Below are 20,120 nucleotides of genomic sequence, written 5' to 3'. Positions count from 1 at the left end.
CGCCTCCCCCTTCCCCGGCACCGTCCGGGGAAGGGGGTTATCCTGACCGGCTCAGTTATAGGTAAATGTGATCACCCCAGTGGCGTTTGCCGAACCGGCGGTCACCGCACTGCCTGTTTTGTAATAGTTGGTGGTAAAAGTGAGCGTTTGCATGGCCGCTGCGCCACCAGGACTGTCGGGATTAGTAAAATAGCTGTAGCTGGCATCCGCGCCGCTGTTGGTCACCGTGGTGCGGCCCGAGGAATAGAGACTGAGGTCAGTATTCAACGGCATCGCTTTGCCATCCATATTTAACTGAACCCCCACCCCGGTGGCAACATTCTCCTCTGCCGTTAAGGCCATCACCGTGTTGCCAGGATTATTGCCGCTCGCTTGCGTCGCCGCCACCCGCATTAAAACATTGGTCCCCGGCTCGCAGGAGAGGGTCAGGGGCTGTTGCGCACTTCCCACCTTCGTCGCGGTGTTAAACTCGCTGGCATTGATGCTACCCATGGCAAAACTGAGACTATTGCTACTGACGATACACCCCATCGGGATCATCTGGATGCTGGTGGTGCCGCTGATGTGCAGCCGCGAAATAGAGAGCGTTCCCCACTTATCCTTCGCCGATACCGTCGCCACTGGATCGCTGAACGATAATTGACTATTGCTGGCGATGGCGCCGCCGGTGGCCACCAGCTGCAGCTGATACGCCGGGGTATAATAAGTCGACGCGAAAGAGTCCAAAAAACCTGTCGGCTTACCGAGGTAATAATTCACATCACCAATATAATGCACCTGCGAGTCGGGGCTGAAATCATCGGTATCACCATCATATTCGCCAGTGATATTGAGCCACACCTTGACGCGAATACCGATCCCCTGTACCGAGGTGGCATAGATATTATCCCCTATCAGCGCCCCGGCATTGTTTGAGGACCAGGAAAACACCGCGTAGGTGCTCCCCTCACAGTTAAGCAATTCCGTTTGCGAGCGGGTAATCTTCCCCGAGTCATACAGTACTGTCCCTGCGGTATAGCTCCCGGCATTGATCAGAATCTTTTCCGGCAGGTTGGTCATCGAGACATCGCCATAATTGGTTCCACTGCAGGCCGCCCAGCTATAGAGGGGACACACTACCAGCATGAACAAGAAGATCCATTTTTTCATAACCATCCCTGTCGAAACGTTATTTGTAAGCCACATCAAACGTGGCAGTGAAGCCGACGATACCGGGGCTCACCTGACCATAAGGTGAATACATGCGCGCCACCATGTTGAAGGTATGAACACCTGCATCATCATCAAAGGTATAGAGATACTGGACGCCTGGGCCCAGGGGTTGCTGGTCGGCCATACTCAATAGTTGCAAACCGACACCGCTGGCCCCGTTGCTGCCTGTCTGGAAGTTTTTATAGATCGAAGCGTGGGTGCTATCGAAGCTGGTACCGCTAAATACGATGGTCACCGCCGACGCATCGGCGGAACAGCTGGAAAAGACCAGATTAACCGGTACGCTGGCTCCACTCGACCCGGCATTTCCGGAGAACGTCTGCGAGGAGACGGTGCCTAAATCGATACTGTTCGACGGTTCCACGGCCACCTCGCAGGAAGGCGCTTCGATGGTGCCCGTGACGTTAAAATTGACCGTGCTGCTGCCTTCATAAGCCAGCGCCGGAAGGGAGAGCAGCAAAAGGCTGGCCACCAGGATGCCCCCTGTGCTGCTGTCTCTCATATTCATATCAGCCCCTTCTTCCATGTTGAAAACGTGCGTCCATTACCGGCATTCAGCCTGATAAAACAGGATATCGTCGCCAAGAGCCATGCTGGAGAAGTCATAATGAACGGTACACTGCTCACTGCTTTTCTCCCCCCAGCGCGCTAATAGCTGGCCTTTTTTCTGCAGCCCTGTGAGATACACCTGCCCCTCATCGCCGACAATGTTGCTGCGCGCCGCGCTGGCGCGATCATTATCAAGGGTCACCAACGCGCCGAAAGGCACCACACCGCTGCGGGTACGCAGGGTGAGCATCGCCTTGTAGCCGATTCGGGTGTCATACTGCACTTTGACGATCGCGTTGCGCGTTGGGACCACCGTTCTGGCGACGTTATCCACCTCGGCGCCAGCCACCTGCTGTTCATCCAGCGCCAGGCTGTTGCGATGGTAAGGGCGGACGTAAGGCACCACCGCATATCCGGCGCCATCCGTTGTCACGTTGGTCTGGCCCTGAACCCTCACATCGCTGACGCCGGGCGTTTCAACCAGCGCAGAACTCTCGCCCAGAAAGCGTGACAGCGTGAGTCCGCCCGCATGGGCGACCATGCCGCCACGCAGCGAATAATTGTAGTGATTGCTATAGTGGTCGTAGCCATAGCCGCCGGCGACATCGCCTTTTGATCCCTGGTAATTGACGCTGAGGTTACCGGAGGTGCTCTTATCCTGGGTGTTGTAACCCTCCTGGAGGCTCCAGTTGAGGGAACGATCCTCGAACGCCGAGCCGTTGAGCCCCACGCTGTGCGTGGTGTCGTTATGGCGGCCATGGTTCATGCTGTAATTCGCCGAGAGCGTCTCGCCAAGCGGGATGCTTAGCGTCAGGGAGACGATGGTATCGCTGGCCGGCCGGTTATTGCCGCTGTCATCGGTACTTTGCACATTGCGGTTATAGGAATAGTTAATAAAGTAGGAGGCCTTGCCAATCGACCCGCTATAGCCCACGCCTACCGACTCCATGCGCGAGCTGTCCCAATAGGTTTCATTGACCAGCGAAAGCGAGAGCGAACCATAGCCGAACAGCGTCTGCGACAGCGAAGCGTCAAACCGGCCTTTTGTCCTGCCGCTCTGCGTACAGCAGTCGCGCTGCGTGGAGGCGTTATCGACAAAATCCTGAAACGAATAGTATCCCGAGGTGGAATAGCGATAGCCGGCCACGGAAAAGTTGGTGCCCGTCTGCAGAAAGCTTTTACTGAAGCGGACGCGATACGATTGCCCCTGTTCTTTGCGGGTTGACGAGGCCGTATCGCTGGTTTTCACGTCGGCCCACGACTGAGAGCCATCGAATGACAGCGCGCCGATGGTGCCAAGGTTAAAGCCGGCGCCTAACAGCAGGTTGGTGTATTTATCTTCCGCCTGCTGGAAGCCGGTATAGAGGGTGAAGTTACTGGTGGCGCCATAGGCCAGGGAAGACTGAATAAAGTTGTATTCTTTATCGTCGGAGCTGCCTGAGCGCGTCCTGCCGCTGCTCAGCGCATAATCCAGCTGGCCCTCGCGCTGCAGGACCGCCAGCGAGGCAAAAGGCACCACAAAGTTTTGCTCGCTGCCGTCAGACTCTTTAACGGTGACATACAGATCGCCAGCGCTACCGGTGGCATACAGATCGTTAATCTCAAAAGCGCCGGGGGCGACGGTGGTTTTATAAATGCTGTAACCATTCTGATAAACCGAGACCTCCGCGGTGGTGCGCGCGATCCCTCGAATCGTCGGCGCAAAGCCATGCAGGCTATCCGGCAGCATCTCTTTATCCGAACTGAGCTGCAGACCGGTAAAGCTCAAACTGTCGAAGATGCCGGACGACGTATAAGTACTACCCACCACCATCTGGCTGCGCAGGGTATGGATATCGCGAGCAAGGTACAAGTAAACCGACTCCCAGCGGCTGTTGTTGTCGCTGTGGCTATAGGTGCTGTAGTTGCGCAGACGCCATGGCCCCAGATTCACCCCAGGCTGCAGGCTAACAAACTGGCTGTCTACGGTAGCGCCATTATGCCGCGGGGCATTGCGCTGCCCGGTGACACTATAGTTGAGAAGACCGGCGTTAATCCCCTGCTGCCACTGGCTCTCCGGTATATAGTCTCTTGGGCGGTTCAGCATCGCGGCCTGCGGAACGGTAAAATCGATTCGCTGCTGGGCAAGAGACACCGAGAACGTCATCCCGGGGATCGCCGACAGCCGGGCGCAGGTTTCCCCTGCCTCAAATAGCTGCGGATAGGCGGTGGTATTAATCAACCACGAATTCAGATACTCCGCGGAAAGACAGGGGGAAGCGGTCGCGCCTGCATCATGGCCAACTACCTGAAAGGTCAGCGATTCTGAACTGACGTACTTATCATTGATGTACACATCCAGGTGATAGGTGCCCGGCGGTACGCCATCTTGTGAAAAATAGGACAGATCAACCGAAGCCGCAGGATTTTCGGCGACTTCAAGTAAATTCGGGTTGAAATATTCGCCGGCCTCAGCGCGAGAAGGCAAGGTACTCAGGCACAAAACAATAACGACGCAGATACTTTTGGCTGAAAATAGCAGCTCAACGCTACTGAATGATAGCGGTATATTTCTTCCCTGACATACCATAATCATTAATCACGCTCCATGTGATCTCTTTTTTCCCTGTCGCGGACAGGTTACTCTGCACGGGTATTTTTAAGGTAGAAAAGGGGGCAGCAAACCATGCGCCAGAAATATTTTTTCCGTTAAGGCTAACCTGGGAAAAATTCATATACAGCGGTGAGTTGTTTTTAACCGTCACCGACGCCCCCTCTTTTCTCCACTGTAATTTTTCGGCATACGATTCCGGTGTATTGCCTTTTAACGCGGCAGGTCGATAAATCAATTTTATTTTCGAGTTGATGGCAAACTGCACCACATTTTTATCCGGGACATATTCCGTTGCCGGGATCCCTTTGATATTGAGCCAAAACATCGATTCGCGATCGTCGGGTAATTTCTTTCCTGATCGAACGACACGTACAAATCCTTTCTCCCCGGCTTTTAGACGGAACAGCGGCGGCGTAATAATAAACGCGTCTTTGGCTGGCGAAGCGGCATCCACCACCGAGAGCCAGGACTGTACGATATTGCTGCTCTGATCTTTATTCTCAACCGTGATGACGGCGTTGTTTTTCGCACCATCAAATACCAGACGCGTGCCGCCCACGACCACGCTGGCTTGCGCAATAGAGGAGGACAGCAATAAACCGACCACAAAAAAAGGATATCTCATACGTTTAATTAAAGGGGAATAACAGACGATTCCCCTTTCTCCATTCAACAAAACGCCGAATTAATAATAGGTCACGTTATAAGTCACAGTTGTCTGAACGGTACCTTTCGTCGGGTCTTCAGAACCCGCTTTTACCATTTTAACGGTGAACGGGATAGTTGCGGCACCGGAAGAAATATCGACATCCGAACCTTCTTCGTTATTCTTCATCAGGCTGCCAGCTTCGTCATAAAGCGCCACAGCAACCCCCGTTGCCGCGTCAATTGTCGCCTGGTTTTTAAAGTAATCGCTATTCGCGGTATCCGAAACGCCACCAAAAGTGACGCGGGCGATGCTGTTGCCACCGTTTTCCGTGGTCGGGCAATCGGCTAAGCTAAAGGAGAAGTTCTTGGCTGCACCGAATTCATACGCTTTCAGATCCGCTACTGAGGTGGTGCCCATATCAATGGTAGTCACACCGCCATCAATGGTCGCCGTACAGGTGGTATCTGAAACGATCCCATTAAAAGTAATGGTGTTATCGGCCTGGGCAACAGTAGACAGCGCGCTGCAGGCAGAGAAAATCAGAGCACCCGCCAGAAATTTTTTACTCATCTTCATATTTATTCCCATATCCATTATAAAAGACAATCAGTCCGTCAATTGTTTTATGCAGATATATTAGAGAATGAATTTGCATCCGCGCGGCGTCACATACACATTTATGTGACATATGATTTATGATAATTAATATTATACATAAATAAACGACCAGCATTTGAATCCATTCAATAATACAAGCCCGCGTAAAAAGAATAACGAACAGAGGGTAAAAGCTCAATTATTAATGTAAAAATTGATTTTTTAACAAATCACCTTAAAGAATTAGAGAAATAAAATAAACCACCTTTAAAATCATAAGGATACAAACTTATAAAATTCGCGGAGATAATAAAAAATCTATACATCATTCGTGATGTAATTAGATTACCATTGGCTTTGTAATATTTAGTTACAAAGAGAGGATGGTAATAAGAATTGACTTAATCTTTTCTGATGACCAATAACCGGCATAAACAATCAGGGGCGAAAATAGTTCATAACTATTCCGCCCCTCAATATTTCATAACATCAGGCTACGGGATAACGTTAAAACAGCAGCCAGCGCACTAACGGCGCCGCCAGCACCACCACTACGCCAGACAGCATCATCACCAGGCTGGCCACCACGCCCTCCTGCTGGCCCAGCTCATAGGATCGCGCGGTCCCCGCCCCGTGGGACGCCGCGCCAAACCCGGCCCCTTTAGCCATCCCTTCCCGGATAGCCAGGCGTAAAAACAGCATATCCCCTACCGCCATGCCAAAGACGCCGGTGATCACCACAAACAGTGCCACCAGATCGGGCTGACCACCGAGCGGTTTCGCCGCCGCCAGCGCAAAGGGCGTGGTCACCGAGCGCACCGCCAGGCTGCGCTGGATTTCATCAGACAACATCAATCCGCGCGCCAGCCATACGGAGCTGGTCACCGCCACCACCACCGCCGTCACCACCCCGGCGCTGAGCGACATCCAGTGGCGTTTGATCACCGCGACATTTTCATAAACCGGGACGGCAAAGGCGATAGTCGCCGGGCCCAGCAGCCACAGCAGCCAGTGGGTCTCTCCCATATAGCTCTGATAAGAGATATGGCCCAGCACCAGGATCAGCACCAGCAGGATCGGCGTGAACACCAGCGGCATCAGCGGCAGTTTATGAAAACGGCGATACAGCCTTTTATTGGCGTAATAGAGACCCAGCGTCGCCACCAGGCACAGAATGCTCAGCATGACATCATTCATTTTTTTAGCCGGCTCACTTCGTAACGGTAAACCCTGTCGACGACCCAGGCCGTGGCGCCCAGCACCATCAGCGTGCTTAAGGCAATCACCAGGAAAATCCGCCAGCCATCAACCATCAGCAGCTGCGCATAGTTGACCACCGCGACCACCGCCGGGACGAAAAACAGCAGCATCTCCGCCAGCAACCAGCGGGCGCCGGCGCGAACCCAGTTCAGGGGGATCACCCGGCAGACGATCAGCAGCAGGAGCATCACCATACCGACCAAATTAGCCGGCAACGGCACCTGCCACGTATTCACCAGATATTGCGCAAAAATAAATAACCCGACATAGAGGAGCACCTGCGCCGGGATCTGAAGTCGCTGCGCCACGGCGGGGGCAACGCGAGCTGGCGCGAAGGCCATGAGCGAGATTCCTGAAAAAAGAAGTCAGGCAAGCAGTATAGAGAGCCGCCGAAGCGGACAGAAATGAATTAAAATCATCGCAGGTATAGTCTCAGGGAATAATTATGGATATCCGAACGCTGCGCTATTTCGTTGAAGTGGTTCGTCAGCAGAGTTTTACTCGCGCGGCGGAAAAGCTGTTCGTCACACAGCCCACCATCAGCAAGATGCTCAAAAATCTCGAAGATGAACTGAACTGCACGCTGTTGATCCGCGATGGTCGTAAACTGCTGCTCACCGATACCGGGCGCGTCGTTTTTGAACGCGGCCAGGCGATCCTTGGCGAGTTCAGCCAGCTGGAGTCAGAACTGAGCGATATCAACCACCTGCATAAAGGGGTGCTGCGGCTTGGCATTCCACCGATGGTCGGAATGCTGATGGCGGAGCCGATCAGCCGCTTCCGCGAGCGCTACCCGGGCGTCGAGCTGAAAATCGCCGAGTTTGGCGGCCTGACGGTCCAGCAGGCGGTCAGCAACGGCGAGCTCGATATGGCAATGACCGCCCTGCCCATCGAAGAGGGTAGCCATCTCACCACGCTGCCGTTGTTCAACCACCCGCTGTGCGTCCTGACGCCAAGAACCGCGCCGTGGGAGGGCGTAACCGCCCTCTCGCCGGCAGAGCTGGCGGCATATCCGCTGGTCATCTACAACGAAGAATTTGCCCTCAGCCAGCAACTGATGCGCCTGTTTACCGAACATGACGTGAAGCCGCGTATCGCGGTGCGCAGCGGCCAGTGGGATTTTCTCGCCGCGATGGTGCAGGCCGGCATTGGCGTGGCGATCCTGCCCGAGCCGATTTGCCAGCGTCTCGACCCGCAGAACTTTTACTGGATCCCATTGCAAAGCGAGCTGCGCTGGGAGCTGGGGATGATTTGGCGGGAGGGCGTGTATATGTCGCGCAGCGCTGAGGCCTGGCTGGCGTGCAGTAAAGCGTTCTGGCTGGAATAATTCCCTGGTGACAACGCGTTTCGCAGAGGAATGGGTAGCCCGGGTCAGGCGCTTGCGCCGCTGCCCGGGTTTCCCCCGGTCGCGCTAACGCTTACCGGGGCGACACATTTACTGCAGTCTCGCCAGTAGCCCGAATAAGCGTCGCGCTATCCGGATTACAGATTATTGATCTTCGATTAACAGCGCTTCCAGCAGGTCGAGATCGTGCAGCAGCTTCTGCAGCGTCTCGTTACTGATCTGCCGGGTGGCGCGCAGATGATACAGCTCTCCGCGCTCAGAGCGCAGCGCCGCCAGGCGGAAGCGTCGCTCCAGGCTCTCCTCCAGCATAGAGGTCTCCACGTCGTTACGACCATCGACGCGGCGGCGCAGGTTACCGATCACCCTCGAACTGACTTCGGTCAACAGCTGGTTATCGATATTCTCTTTGGTATCTGCCGCCAGCCGCTCTTCCATCTTCTGGATCGCCACAATCGCCACGTCTGCCGTCGCTGCGCGCGCCAGTCGTTCCTCTTTCCGCTGCTGCACGTTGTCACTCGATTCAATGTGGCGCAGCAGGATCGGCAGCGCAATCACCCCGACGAACAGCGAGAACAGGATCACCCCGGCGGCGAGGAAAATCAGCTCATAGCGCGCCGGGAAAACATTCCCGTCCGGCAGCAGCAGCGGGATCGAGAGCACACCGGCGAGGGTAATCGCCCCACGCACCCCGGCCACAGAGGAGATCAGCAGCTCGCGGGTGGTCCAGGAGCCAAACTCCATCGGTTTCTTCTTCAGGAAGCGCTGGCTAAGCTTACGCATCGACCACAGCCAGCCAAAACGCACCAGCATCAGCGCGGCATAGATCAGGATAATGTCGGTAAACAGCATCCAGGTCTCGACGTTGGGGTCCGCTTCCGCCGCCACCAGCGAGCTGGAGAGGATATCCGGCAGCTGCAGGCCCAACAGCAGGAAGACCATGCCGTTAAAGACAAACTCCAGCATCGCCCAGGTGCTGTTGGCGCGCAGGCGCATGGCCAACGGCGCGGTACGCATCACGCCGGAACGGGTGATGGTCATCCCCGCCGCCACCGCCGCCAGGATGCCGGAGACACCGATATGTTCGGCAATCAGATAGGAGGCAAACGGCAGCAGGAACAGCAGGACAATCTGCGTGGCGGGTTCATCCCCGCCCCAGCGGCTGAGGAAACGCATCGAACGGCCATACGACCAGCTCACCACAAACCCGGCCAGCACGCCGCCGATCGCCACCTTCAGAAACTCTACGGTCGCGCCGCCAACGGTAAAGACCATGGTGCCCATCGCCACCGCGACGGCAAACTTGAGTGAGACCAGGCCAGAGGCATCGTTCATTAACGCCTCGCCCTGCAGAATGCCCATGATTTTTTTCGGTATCCGCCCTTCCCCGACGATGCCGGAGAGCGCCACGGCATCGGTCGGCGAGAGCACGGCCGCCAGCGCGAACGCCGGGATCAGCGGAATGCCAGGCACAATCCAGTAGATCAGAAAGCCAATGCCGACTACCGTCACGACCACCAGCGCCAGCGCCAGGCCAAGGATCTCCCGCCCGTGTTCAATAAATTCACGGGTCGGCGTTTTCCAGCCGTCGGCGAACAGCAGCGGCGGGATAAACAGGACCAGAAACAGCTCTGGATCAAATTCAACGTGCAAACCGAAGGTCGGCCATGCCAGAAGCGCGCCAATGGCGATTTGCATCAGTGGGAGTGGAACCTGAAAGGGCAGTACACGTGTCACTACCCCGGACAGTGAGACCACGAGGGTCATGATGAGGATGGTAAAGAATATTTCCATGTGTTCCCTGTTTGCTGCGTTTTCTTTTATACCTGTGAGGCGTCGTGCCTGTGAATCATACGCCACCCAGATTAACGCAAATGGAAACAGTATGTGGCTTAAAAATAAAACGGGCGGCCTGAGCCGCCCGTGAGGAGCACGAAGGGTTTAAATCGCCCAACCGCCCGCGTAGAACGCCACCAGCGCCACGGCGATAATCACCGTACCGATGTTCAGCTTGCGCCACTCGCCAGAGACCAGACGGCCAATCACCAGGGTAGCGAAACCGATCATGATGCCGGTCACGATGTTACAGGTCAGCACGATAAACACCGCGGTGATCAGGCCAGCCATCGCGTCAACGAAGTCGTTGAAATCGATTTTCGCCACGTTGCTCAGCATCAGCAGGCCGACGTACATCAGCGCCGGCGCGGTCGCGTAGGCCGGAACCAGATAAGAGAGCGGAGAGAGGAACAGGATCAGCAGGAACAGGACACCGACCGTCACCGCGGTCAGACCGGTTTTACCGCCGGCCGCGGTACCCGCCGCCGATTCAATATACACCGCCGCCGGCGCCGCCCCGACTAAACCGGAGAAGACGCTGCTCAGGGAGTCGGTGGTCAACGCTTTACCGCCGTTGATGATCTGCCCGTCTTTGTCCAGCAGGTTCGCCTGGCCGGCCACCGCGCGGATAGTACCGGTGGCGTCAAACACCGCCGTCATCACCAGCGCCAGCACGCTGGGCAGCACGACCGGGTTCAGCGCGCCGACGATGTCGAGGCTGCCAATCAGCGAGTTGCCTTTATCATCACTCAGGGATGGCATGGCGAAAATACCGGAGAAATGGACGTTCGGATCGAAAATAAGCCCCACAATCGACACGCCAATAATGGTCAGCAGAATGCCGCCCGGCACCTTCATTTTTTCCAGACCAATGATCACCGCAAGGCCAATCAGCGACATCACTACCGGGAAGCTGGCAAATTTGCCCAGCGCCACCGGCAGACCGTCCAGCGGGTTTTTGATCACCAGGCCAACGCCGTTGGCGGCAATCAGCAGCAGAAACAGGCCAATCCCGATCCCGGTACCGTGCGCCACGCCCTGCGGCAGGTTGCGCAAAATCCAGCTGCGGATGCCGGTCGCGGAAATCACCGTAAACAGGACACCCATCAGGAATACCGCGCCGAGGGCCACCGGAATACTGATCTGCTGCCCCAGCACCAGGCTGAAGGCGGTGAAGGCGGTCAGCGAGATGGCGCAACCGATCGCCATCGGCAGATTTGCCCATAACCCCATCACCAGCGAGCCAACGCCCGCCACCAGACAGGTCGAGACAAACACCGCGGCCGGCGGGAAGCCCGCTTTACCGAGCATGCCCGGCACCACGATGACGGAGTACACCATCGCCAGAAAGGTAGTAAGACCTGCAACAATCTCCTGACGCACGGTGCTACCGCGCGCCGAAATTTTAAACCAGGCGTCTAATGAACCGCCGGTACGCGCTGAAGGCGTAGACATAGAAAACTTCCCCTGAAAATTTTTATTGTTCGTTGATATGCGTGGTGGACCCTCCACTGCCAGTTAAACGCGATCTCCTTGTACCGAATCGCAGCGCCAGGGGGGCTGCAAAAAAGCAAACGTTTAACTCCGCGCATACACTACGGTGTGTCAACCTTATCTCCTCCCCCTGGATAGCAGAAAAAAGAGGGAGCAAAACAGAAAGGCAAACGATTATCCGGCCTTTAGATAACCCTTTTCAACCGATGTTTATCGTATTTCGCTAAATTTCGCTTATGACGAGCAGAAAATAACCAGACGATGCGCAAACGTTATCGTCTATGCGCAATCCGCTAACAAATTTTTAGTGAGTTGCTTTCATTTATCAGCGTCATCGGATCCGCTGATACCTCAGGCGCCGGGTAAGGTAAAGGGACCGCCGCGCTCGATGGCCCGCTGCCAGGCCGGACGCTGCTCCACCCGATGTCGCCAGGCCTCGATATGGACAAGGTCATGCACGCCACCGCGCGCCAATAGCGCCATCACCGGGAAGCTCATCTGGATATCGGCCATACTCAGTCGCTCGCCGGCAAACCATGGCCGCGTGGCAAGATGGTCGTCAATAAACCGCGCATGGGTGGCCAGCTGGGGATCCAGCCACGCTTTTTGAATGCCCTTGCCCAGCAGGGCGCCCAGCGAGCGGACGCCAAAGGGCACAGGGGGTTTACCCAGGCTGGCGAACACCAGCTTCATTAACAGCAGCGGCATCAGCGAGCCTTCGGCATAGTGCAGCCAGAAGCGGTATTGCAGTTTGTCCTCTATCGCCTGCGGCTTCAGCAGCCCGCCGCTGTCCCAGGTCTCCTGCAAATACTCGAGAATGGCCCCGGACTCCGCCAACACATAGCCGTTGTCTTCCAGCACCGGCGATTTCCCCAACGGATGGACTTTCTTCAGCGCCGCTGGCGCCAGCATCGACTTTTCCCGCTGATAGCGGACTATCTGATAAGGCAGCTGCAGCTCTTCCAGTGCCCACAGTACGCGTTGCGATCGTGATTGATTAAGATGGTGTACTGTCAGCATGGGCCTCTCCCGTGGTTTGTTCGAATTAACTATAGGAACTGGCGCTCATTGCCGGGAAAATTTCGGCAAAATAGTGAGGAAAAAATGGCGGCAGATGCCATAGTTAAAGTGTCGACGCAAACCGGAACCTCCATCAACAGATTGCGCAATACTGAGGGACGTCGATGTCGGGGGAAACCCTCTCGTGAACCAGCGAGATAATGCGAAAGACAAAGACCGGAAAACAACTAAAGCGCCCAGTTGTGGCGCTTTAGTTTTATTACTCCTCTTCCAGCAGCCGGGCGCCAGTCCCCTCTTCCCCCAGCTTATCGCCTGGGTTGCGCAGCGGGCAGTCGCGCCGTGATAAACAGCCGCAACCGATGCAGCCGTCGAGCTGGTCGCGCAACGCCGTCAGGGTATGAATACGCCGGTCCAGCTCCTCACGCCACTGCGATGACAGCATCTTCCACTCTTTTGCGCTGAGATTGTGCCCTTCCGGCAGTACGCCAAACGCGTCGCCGATGGTCGCCAGCGGGATGCCGATGCGTTGCGCAATTTTGATTATCGCCACCGCGCGCAGGACATCACGCCGGTAACGCCGCTGGTTGCCGGCATTCCGCTGGCTGTGGATCAAACCCTTACTCTCATAAAAATGAAGGGCCGAGACCGCCACGCCGGTTCGTTTTGCCACTTCCCCGGGCGTCAGCAGCATTTTGATGCGGGGTGATTTCTTTTCCATAAAGCGCTTTACCTCAAGTTAACTTGAGGAATTATACTCGCCCGCAGACAAAACGACGAATCGAGAATTGAGAGAGGCCGCTTTATGTCCCATCAGGATATTATTCAAACACTGATTGAATGGATTGATGAACATATCGATCAACCACTTAACATTGATATAGTCGCCAGAAAGTCAGGATACTCGAAATGGTATCTGCAGCGGATGTTCCGTACCGTAATGCATCAGACGCTGGGTGATTATATTCGTCAGCGCCGCCTGCTGCTGGCGGCGGAAGCGTTGCGAACCACTCAGCGACCTATCTTTGATATCGCGATGGATCTGGGCTACGTCTCGCAGCAAACCTTCTCCCGGGTGTTCCGCCGCGAGTTCGACCGCACTCCCAGCGACTACCGCCATCAGATCTCCGCGTGACGCGGCGGCTGAGGCCTGCTTATCGGCGTGGGAGCATTCGCTAACCACTGCATAAACTCCCGCGCCGGCATGGCTTTCGCAAACAGCCAACCCTGACAAAATTGCACGCCGCGCTTGTAGAGCCAGCTGACCTGCTCCGGGGTCTCCACCCCTTCCGCGATAGTTTTTAAACGCAGCCCGCGCGCCATCTCGATGATGTGCTCAGCGATCAGATGGCTGGTGTTGTTGGTGGTTAGCGTATCAACGAAGGTTTTATCGATTTTGAGGATATCGACGTTCAGCGCGTGCAGATTATGCAGATTCGAGTAGCCGGTACCGAAATCATCGATCGCAATCTCATAGCCTGCTTCGCGGAACGCCTGGATCACCGGCGTCGTTTTCGCCACGTCGATAAACCCGCGTTCGGTCACTTCGATTTTGATCTGCCCGATGCAGACCGCATAGCTGTGCGCTTTCTCGCTGATCTGGGAAATAAGCCGCGCCGAGTGGAAATCGGACGCAGAGAGATTGATCGCCACATACAGCTGTGGATGGCTGGCAAGAAACTCACCCATTTCATAAAACAGCTCGTCCACCACGTAGTCCGTGATCTGGGCAATCATGCCTTCATTTTCCGCCAGCGGAATAAACTCCGCCGGATTCATCACCGGGCCGTCAAATCCCGGCCAGCGCAGTAGCGCTTCCGCCCCAACGCAGCGGTTATTTTTAATATCAATAATCGGCTGGTAGTGCAGCCGCAGCTGGCGGCAGCTGAGGGCTCGTTGCAGCATATTGCGCGGCGAATGATACTGCCGACGGGTTCGTGTCCACACCAGCATCAGTAAAATACTGCAAATCAGCCCCAGCGGCAGGGTCAGGCTGGCCTGGTTACAGAAGTTGTGGTAGTAGCTGGCCCGCGAGGTCGACATGATCACGGCGATCGGGCGGATAGCGGAGCGGGCTATCGTATATACCCGGCCATTCTGATTAAAAAAAGCATCGCCTTCGCGAATTAACGCCTGGAGTTCCGCGGGTTCGACATTATCACTCAGCGAGAAAAAGAGGTGAGTTTTGGTATCGAAAACGCCATAGGCTAAATCGCGATCGCTGGCAATCACCGAGCTGAACGAGTAGGGGTTGACCACCACCACATAGGGTCCCTTCTGCATATAATTCATGGCAAAGCCCGGGTAAAACGGCGTATCCCGGTAGTAGTAAATCGCCACATCCGGCTTTTTAGTATAATTCGCCGCCGGCATCCGCCAGCCGGTCGCGGGATGGACAGACGTTGAACAGATAAAGCGCTGGCCCTGAGCGTAGATCATATCTTCCACATACAGCAGACCGCGAACAATATGCAGTAAATAACGCTGGTGCTCCGCTGAGCACAGTTCCCCGCGATACTGGCTAGCTTTCGCCCGAGCCTGTTCCGCTTCGCGGATAACCATTTCCGTTTTTTGCAGCGCCAGCTGCGAAAATGAGTGTAATTGATCAATAGTTTCGGCTTTGGCCCGCAGCTGGGCAAACCACAATGCCAACAACACCGGCAATAAAATAACGACACCGATCCCGACGAGTCTGAGCGCCTTATGCGGCGCACTGTCACCCATTTACGCTTTCATCCATGCGATATGCCTTAATTAAGGTAGCCCGAACACGTTAGCAATCGCGACTGCGATAGACACCCGCAGTAAGTGGCAGGCCCTTCACAGGCGCCATCATTCCAGCGGGTAGTGTTGAATAATACTTATTTATCAGGTATTCGAAAGATATTCTCGTCAGATTAAGAATAGACGTGCATCTGACTCGGTTTCTCCGTGTAATAAACAAGAACAGGTAATAAAACCCGCAGAATAATAATCATTAGCCGCAGAATGAAAATAACTAATGACCATCGCTCACCTATATCCACATAAATATCAGGCTTATTAAGCGCAGCGAAAGCTCATTTTTTGACTGGTGAATAAAGCGCCAAATGTGATATAGTTCACACAAGTTGATGAAACAGAAATGACGTTTCATCACTCTCTAGTTTGCCAGTCGAGACCAGAGCGCTATGCCATCGTCAGTCGCGCCAGGTCATCTATGGCTCCCCGACTTTCTTTGAGGATAGGTTAATGGCCATTACTACCAGTGTCGTTTTGTTGCGCTGGCCCCTGGTGAGCGCGGTACTGATGTTTCTCGCCAGCTCGTTGAATATCCAGCTACGGAAAAGTGATTATGCCGGTCTGGCGGTGATCTGCAGCTGCCTCGGCCTTGTCGCCGCCTGCTGGTTCGCCACCGGTTTGCTGGGCATCACCCTGATCGATATCGCCAAAATCTGGGGCAACATCAAAGATGTGATGATTGAGGTCATGAGTCAGACCCCGCCAGAATGGCCAATGATGATGACCTGATGTTAAAAAGCTTCCCACCGGGAAGCTTTTTTGTTTTCTACCGTCCTTATTTCCCCAGTTTCGCCATCATCTCCGGACGCATAAATTTATGGATCACCACCATAAAGAGCAGCGATGGCACCAGCAAAATCAGCGCCGTAATCGACGAGACCTGATAGTTACCCGACATGCTGGCGTTATAGAGCAGTAGCGGCAGCGTGGTGATATCCGGCGCGCCGACAAAGAAGGTGCCGGTAAATTCATCCAGCGATTCCAGAAAAACGAAGATGCTGGCGGCAACGATCCCCGGCGCCGCCTGCGGCAGCACAATGTGCCAGAAGGTATACACCGGTCCGGCGCCAAGGTTACGCGACGCCCGCGCCAGCAGCGGGTCGATGGATGAGAAGGCTGCCACACAGATCCACACCGAATACATCAGGCCGTGGACGCTATGCACCAGCACCACCCCCGCGATACTGCCGTTCAATCCCCACTGATAAAACAATCGGGCAACATTCATGTATACCGTCAGGTTGGGAAAAGCCTGCGGGATGAGAAACAGCAGCATAAATAGCACCCGCAGCGGCATCTTCCGCCGGGAAAGCGCATAGCCGGCGGGTACGGAAATCAGCAAACAGACCCCCACCGACAACAGGGCGATCAACACGCTGGTTAACAGCGAACCGGACACATCGCTGTATGGGTTGAAAACCTGATACCAGTACTTCAGCCCCCACTGACTGGGCAGCGAATGGGGAAAATACCAGCTTTCCGCTACGGTCCAGATCAACAGGTTCAGCAGCGGGCCAAACATCGCCAGCAGCATAAACAGCAGCAGCAGGGTCTGCAGCGCCAGGCTGGCGCGCACTTTACGGCGCCCTTTCATCCACCATGACGGGGATGAGGCGAGGGTCAGCGCTTTCATGATTCCCCTCCTTTTTGCTGCAGGCTGTGGCGCAGGTAAAACCACGACAGCGCGCCGCAGATCGCCAGCGACACCACGCCAAGCGCATTCGCCACCGCGTAATCGCCATAGGAATTCACGCGAAACGCCATATCCACCGTCAGCATCGTCGGCGTCCCTACGCCGATCATCAACGGTACCGACAGCACCGACATCATGGTCACCGTCGACAGCACCAGCGCCACGCCGATGGTCGGCAGGACCTGCGGCAGCATGATATCGAACAGGATCCGCGGCCGGGAGGCGCCAAGGTTACGTGCAGCAAGGATCTGCGACGACTCCAGCGCCGCCATCGCCCCGCAGATCAGCAGTGTGGCAAAGGCCAGTTGCTTCCAGACAAAGGTGATCACTATCCCTTTCCATCCTAGCCAGGAGAGCGTCTCCAGCGGCGTGACCAGGTCGGCCGCCACCAGCGCATTGTTCATCAGGCCATTTTTGGCGAGAAAAGTGCGCATCATCTGGGCGACGACAATAAACGGAATAAACAACGGTAAGCGATACAAAAAACCCAGCAGACGAACAACGGGTCGGCACGGTGACAGCGCAATCACTGCCGACAGGGTAATGGCGATCAGCGCTAACAGCGCCACTGAGACCAGTACGATAATCAGCGAAAAGAGCACATCACTGGCGTAAAGCGCATAGACCTTGCGGAAGTGATCGAGTGTGAACGGCTGTCCCGGCGCGGTAAACGCCGAGACCAGCGAAAACCCCAGCGGATACAAAAACAGGATCGCGATCATCAGCGCCGCCGGAGCAACCAGCAGCAGATATTTTAATGAACTGGACATAATGCACCTGACGTCAGCACAAGAAAGCGCCCGGGCCGACAACCCGGGCGGGAGAAGGCGTTAGTTGGCCACCTGGCTTTCGTAACCCTCTTTGATGTCGTCAAAATAGGGAGCGATCGGGAAGCTTTTGCCATACTTTGCCAGCGCTTCCGGCGAGATTTCGGCAAACAGCTTTTGCCAGGTCGCCGTATCCAGCTTCGGCTTCACCTGCCCGGCGTCGATGCCCGGATACCAGTTAAACTGCTTAACGATCCCCTGCGCCTGCACTTCCGGACTGGTGGCCAGCGCGATAAAGTCGCGCGCCAGCTGCGGATTCGCCGCCTTCGCCGGGATGACGTAATACATCGGCTGACCCGGCATACCCGGCGCCAGTAAAGCAAGCTTGATCGAGGGCGGCAGCTTGCCCTGATCTTTCCAGCTATAGAACATATCGACCCACACCGGGCCCATGGCGATTTCCCCCCGGCTCAGCATGTCGAGCGTCCCGGCGTTGCCCGGAGTGAAAGTCACGTTTTTATTGAACGCCTTCAGCTTCTCATAGGCCTGCTGCCAGCCTTTTTCGACGCTTTTATCATAGGGCCCGGCGGAGAGACGCTGGGCGTCGGTCCCGTAGGCGTAGATCCAGCCCACCACAAAGCTGACGCCGGACATGCCGTTTTTGATGCCGTTATAGCCAAAAGCCTGCGGATGTTTCTGCGTCCAGGCCACCAGCTCGTCATACGACGCCGGTGGGGTACTGAGCAGATCGCTGTTCCAGGCGATAGCGGTCTGGCTTAAGAACATCGGCATGACGTATCCGTCGACGTTAACGCCCAGCGCCTGAGTGGCGCTCGGCGAACTCACCATGCCGCCGGTCTGAATATCCTGACGGTATTTTTGCAGTAATCCCTTTTCCACCTGCTCACCGCCCGCCTTCTGGTGCACCACCGCGACGTCGATATCCCACTGCTGCGCGCCGCTCTCCTGCTGGGCCGTCAGCTTCTCGCTGATTTTATTCGACCCGGCGTCGCCGGGGCCGGTACCGATCACCCGCACCTTGACGCCGGGATGAGCGGCTTCAAATTTTGGCCCCAGCCAGGTTTTTACATAATCCACCATATTCTGATCGCCCGCGGTGGCGACGTTAAGAATGGTGTCGGCCTGTACGCCAACGCTCAGGAAGAGGGTCGTTACGATCGCTGCTTTCGTCTTAGTCAACATGGATTGTCCCCAGAATGAACACGCTGATATCACTGTGATAGTGGTAAAGGAAAAATATGCAGGGCCGGCGTTGGCACATGGAGCCGAACGCGGCTTCTCGTCGGCCAGCATTGCGCGGCATCGGCCAGTAGCAGGCGGTCATGGCAGCGCACGCTGTGGCGATACAGATTGCCCAGAAACGCGCTTTGCTCCACCACGCCCTCCAGAGCAAGTCCCTCCTGCGGCGCAGGCTGCGTTAATTCACCGAGCGTGGCATCGGCGCTGCGAAAATAAATAACTTTTTCACCCTGCTGAGCGGCGGATAAACCGGATATTGCGGCAGCGGATAATTCACCGGAGGTTATTTTATTATCGGCGCCCATAAAATCAGCGACGAAGGGCGTCGCGGGATGTTGATATATTTGTTCCGGGGTGCCAGTTTGTTCAATACGCCCCTGATTTAATACCGCAATGCGGTCCGCCATCACTAAAGCTTCCTGCTGATCGTGGGTGACAATTAATGACGTGAAACCCAGTCTCTTTTGCAGAGATTTAATTTCATGGCGCACATTCAGGCGCACTTTGGCATCCAGATTAGATAACGGCTCATCCAGCACCAGCACCTGGGGCTCTATGGCCAGGGCTCTCGCCAGCGCCACCCGCTGCCGCTGGCCGCCCGACAGTTCGGTCACTTTCACCTCGCCAAGCCCTTCGAGATTGACTATTCGCAGCAGCTCTGCCACCCGCCGCGCGATATCCGCCCCGCGCCACTTGCGCAGCTTCAGGCCATAGCCGATATTGCGCGCTACCGTCAGGTGCGGCCACAGGGCGTAGCTTTGAAACACCATGGTGATATTGCGCTGCTCCGGCGCAAGATGGGTGATCGTTCGACTGGCAATAGTCATCTCGCCGCTTTGCACCGGAATAAAGCCGCAGAGCGCGTTCAGCAGCGTGGTTTTTCCGCATCCCGATGGGCCCAGCAGGGCAATCATTTCCCCTTGCTCGACCGCCAGATCGATATTATGTAAAACCACGTTATCGCCATAACTAATTTTAAGGCCGGTGATCTGTAAATAACTCATATTCGCTACCTGAAAGCGCTGCTGCGGCATTTTTTTTAGCAAGGTGAACACGTGTTCATTTGGCTG

The 20,120-nt window shown here is 55.5% G+C and carries 19 protein-coding genes; 3 read left to right on the top strand and 16 right to left on the bottom strand.

Annotated features, from left to right (window positions below; translation table 11 throughout):
* Positions 1-51: 51 nt before the first annotated feature.
* The 7 genes from CWM61_RS10515 to CWM61_RS10485 all read right to left on the bottom strand — a co-directional run bounded on the left by CWM61_RS10515 (position 52) and on the right by CWM61_RS10485 (position 7,201).
* Positions 52-1,149 carry a type 1 fimbrial protein gene (locus CWM61_RS10515; protein ID WP_100631213.1) on the bottom strand — a complete coding sequence of 366 codons (1,098 nt, stop codon included), beginning with the start codon at positions 1,147-1,149 and terminating at the stop codon, positions 52-54.
* A gap of 19 nt (positions 1,150-1,168) precedes the next feature.
* Entirely contained in the window at positions 1,169-1,720 is a 552-nt protein-coding gene (locus CWM61_RS10510) for a fimbrial protein (RefSeq protein ID WP_100631212.1), read from the bottom strand.
* Between the two features lie 36 nt (positions 1,721-1,756).
* The gene (locus CWM61_RS10505; RefSeq protein ID WP_100631211.1) at positions 1,757-4,336 is read right to left on the bottom strand and encodes a fimbria/pilus outer membrane usher protein; all 2,580 of its coding nucleotides are present in this window, start codon (positions 4,334-4,336) and stop codon (positions 1,757-1,759) included.
* Positions 4,290-4,979, bottom strand: a complete 690-nt coding sequence (locus tag CWM61_RS10500; protein ID WP_074387334.1) for a fimbrial assembly chaperone — start codon at positions 4,977-4,979, stop codon at positions 4,290-4,292. The genes CWM61_RS10505 and CWM61_RS10500 overlap by 47 nt, the downstream gene beginning before the upstream one ends.
* A 60-nt stretch (positions 4,980-5,039) precedes the next feature.
* The gene (locus tag CWM61_RS10495; RefSeq protein ID WP_165785140.1) at positions 5,040-5,597 is read right to left on the bottom strand and encodes a fimbrial protein; all 558 of its coding nucleotides are present in this window, start codon (positions 5,595-5,597) and stop codon (positions 5,040-5,042) included.
* 510 nt (positions 5,598-6,107) lie between these two features.
* On the bottom strand, positions 6,108-6,797 hold the full coding sequence (locus CWM61_RS10490) for an LrgB family protein (protein WP_061156101.1): 690 nt from the start codon (positions 6,795-6,797) through the stop codon (positions 6,108-6,110).
* Complete coding sequence (locus CWM61_RS10485; protein ID WP_074387336.1) at positions 6,794-7,201, bottom strand: CidA/LrgA family protein; 408 nt, start codon at positions 7,199-7,201, stop codon at positions 6,794-6,796. The genes CWM61_RS10490 and CWM61_RS10485 overlap by 4 nt, the downstream gene beginning before the upstream one ends.
* A 104-nt stretch (positions 7,202-7,305) precedes the next feature.
* On the opposite strand from CWM61_RS10485, the gene CWM61_RS10480 reads away from it, so the two are divergent.
* Positions 7,306-8,187, top strand: a complete 882-nt coding sequence (locus tag CWM61_RS10480; RefSeq protein WP_100631209.1) for a LysR family transcriptional regulator — start codon at positions 7,306-7,308, stop codon at positions 8,185-8,187.
* A gap of 162 nt (positions 8,188-8,349) precedes the next feature.
* Here CWM61_RS10480 and CWM61_RS10475 read toward each other — a convergent pair whose 3' ends face one another.
* The 4 genes from CWM61_RS10475 to soxR all read right to left on the bottom strand — a co-directional run bounded on the left by CWM61_RS10475 (position 8,350) and on the right by soxR (position 13,270).
* Positions 8,350-9,996: a Na+/H+ antiporter gene (locus CWM61_RS10475; protein ID WP_012543172.1), complete on the bottom strand. Its 1,647-nt coding sequence runs from the start codon at positions 9,994-9,996 to the stop codon at positions 8,350-8,352.
* Between the two features lie 147 nt (positions 9,997-10,143).
* Complete coding sequence (locus CWM61_RS10470; protein ID WP_100631208.1) at positions 10,144-11,493, bottom strand: NCS2 family permease; 1,350 nt, start codon at positions 11,491-11,493, stop codon at positions 10,144-10,146.
* 390 nt (positions 11,494-11,883) lie between these two features.
* Positions 11,884-12,552, bottom strand: a complete 669-nt coding sequence (locus CWM61_RS10465; protein ID WP_074387338.1) for a glutathione S-transferase family protein — start codon at positions 12,550-12,552, stop codon at positions 11,884-11,886.
* A 259-nt stretch (positions 12,553-12,811) separates the two neighbouring features.
* A complete protein-coding gene (gene soxR / locus CWM61_RS10455) occupies positions 12,812-13,270 on the bottom strand; it encodes a redox-sensitive transcriptional activator SoxR (protein ID WP_004206331.1) in 459 nt (152 codons plus the stop codon).
* 84 nt (positions 13,271-13,354) lie between these two features.
* Between soxR and soxS the strand changes: the two genes are divergently transcribed.
* Complete coding sequence (gene soxS / locus CWM61_RS10450) at positions 13,355-13,684, top strand: superoxide response transcriptional regulator SoxS (RefSeq protein ID WP_004151738.1); 330 nt, start codon at positions 13,355-13,357, stop codon at positions 13,682-13,684.
* On the opposite strand, the gene CWM61_RS10445 is transcribed toward soxS, so the two are convergent.
* Positions 13,669-15,273, bottom strand: a complete 1,605-nt coding sequence (locus CWM61_RS10445) for an EAL domain-containing protein (protein WP_074387339.1) — start codon at positions 15,271-15,273, stop codon at positions 13,669-13,671. The genes soxS and CWM61_RS10445 overlap by 16 nt on opposite strands.
* A gap of 507 nt (positions 15,274-15,780) precedes the next feature.
* On the opposite strand from CWM61_RS10445, the gene CWM61_RS10440 reads away from it, so the two are divergent.
* A complete protein-coding gene (locus CWM61_RS10440; protein WP_061156107.1) occupies positions 15,781-16,059 on the top strand; it encodes a YjcB family protein in 279 nt (92 codons plus the stop codon).
* A 46-nt stretch (positions 16,060-16,105) separates the two neighbouring features.
* Here CWM61_RS10440 and CWM61_RS10435 read toward each other — a convergent pair whose 3' ends face one another.
* The 4 genes from CWM61_RS10435 to CWM61_RS10420 are packed head-to-tail and all read right to left on the bottom strand — an operon-like array spanning position 16,106 to position 20,054.
* Entirely contained in the window at positions 16,106-16,963 is an 858-nt protein-coding gene (locus tag CWM61_RS10435; RefSeq protein WP_100631207.1) for an ABC transporter permease, read from the bottom strand.
* Positions 16,960-17,793, bottom strand: a complete 834-nt coding sequence (locus tag CWM61_RS10430) for an ABC transporter permease (protein ID WP_008807277.1) — start codon at positions 17,791-17,793, stop codon at positions 16,960-16,962. The genes CWM61_RS10435 and CWM61_RS10430 overlap by 4 nt, the downstream gene beginning before the upstream one ends.
* A 60-nt stretch (positions 17,794-17,853) precedes the next feature.
* Complete coding sequence (locus CWM61_RS10425) at positions 17,854-18,993, bottom strand: extracellular solute-binding protein (RefSeq protein WP_100631206.1); 1,140 nt, start codon at positions 18,991-18,993, stop codon at positions 17,854-17,856.
* Positions 18,994-19,022: 29 nt separating this feature from the next.
* A complete protein-coding gene (locus CWM61_RS10420; protein ID WP_100631268.1) occupies positions 19,023-20,054 on the bottom strand; it encodes an ABC transporter ATP-binding protein in 1,032 nt (343 codons plus the stop codon).
* Positions 20,055-20,120 lie beyond the last annotated feature (66 nt).

The sequence above is a fragment of the Klebsiella sp. K-Nf6 genome, assembly GCF_002806655.1.
Taxonomy (GTDB): Bacteria; Pseudomonadota; Gammaproteobacteria; order Enterobacterales; family Enterobacteriaceae; genus Klebsiella; species Klebsiella variicola.
Note: the sequence above shows the minus strand (reverse complement) of the source record. Positions and strands in the feature narration are given on the sequence as shown.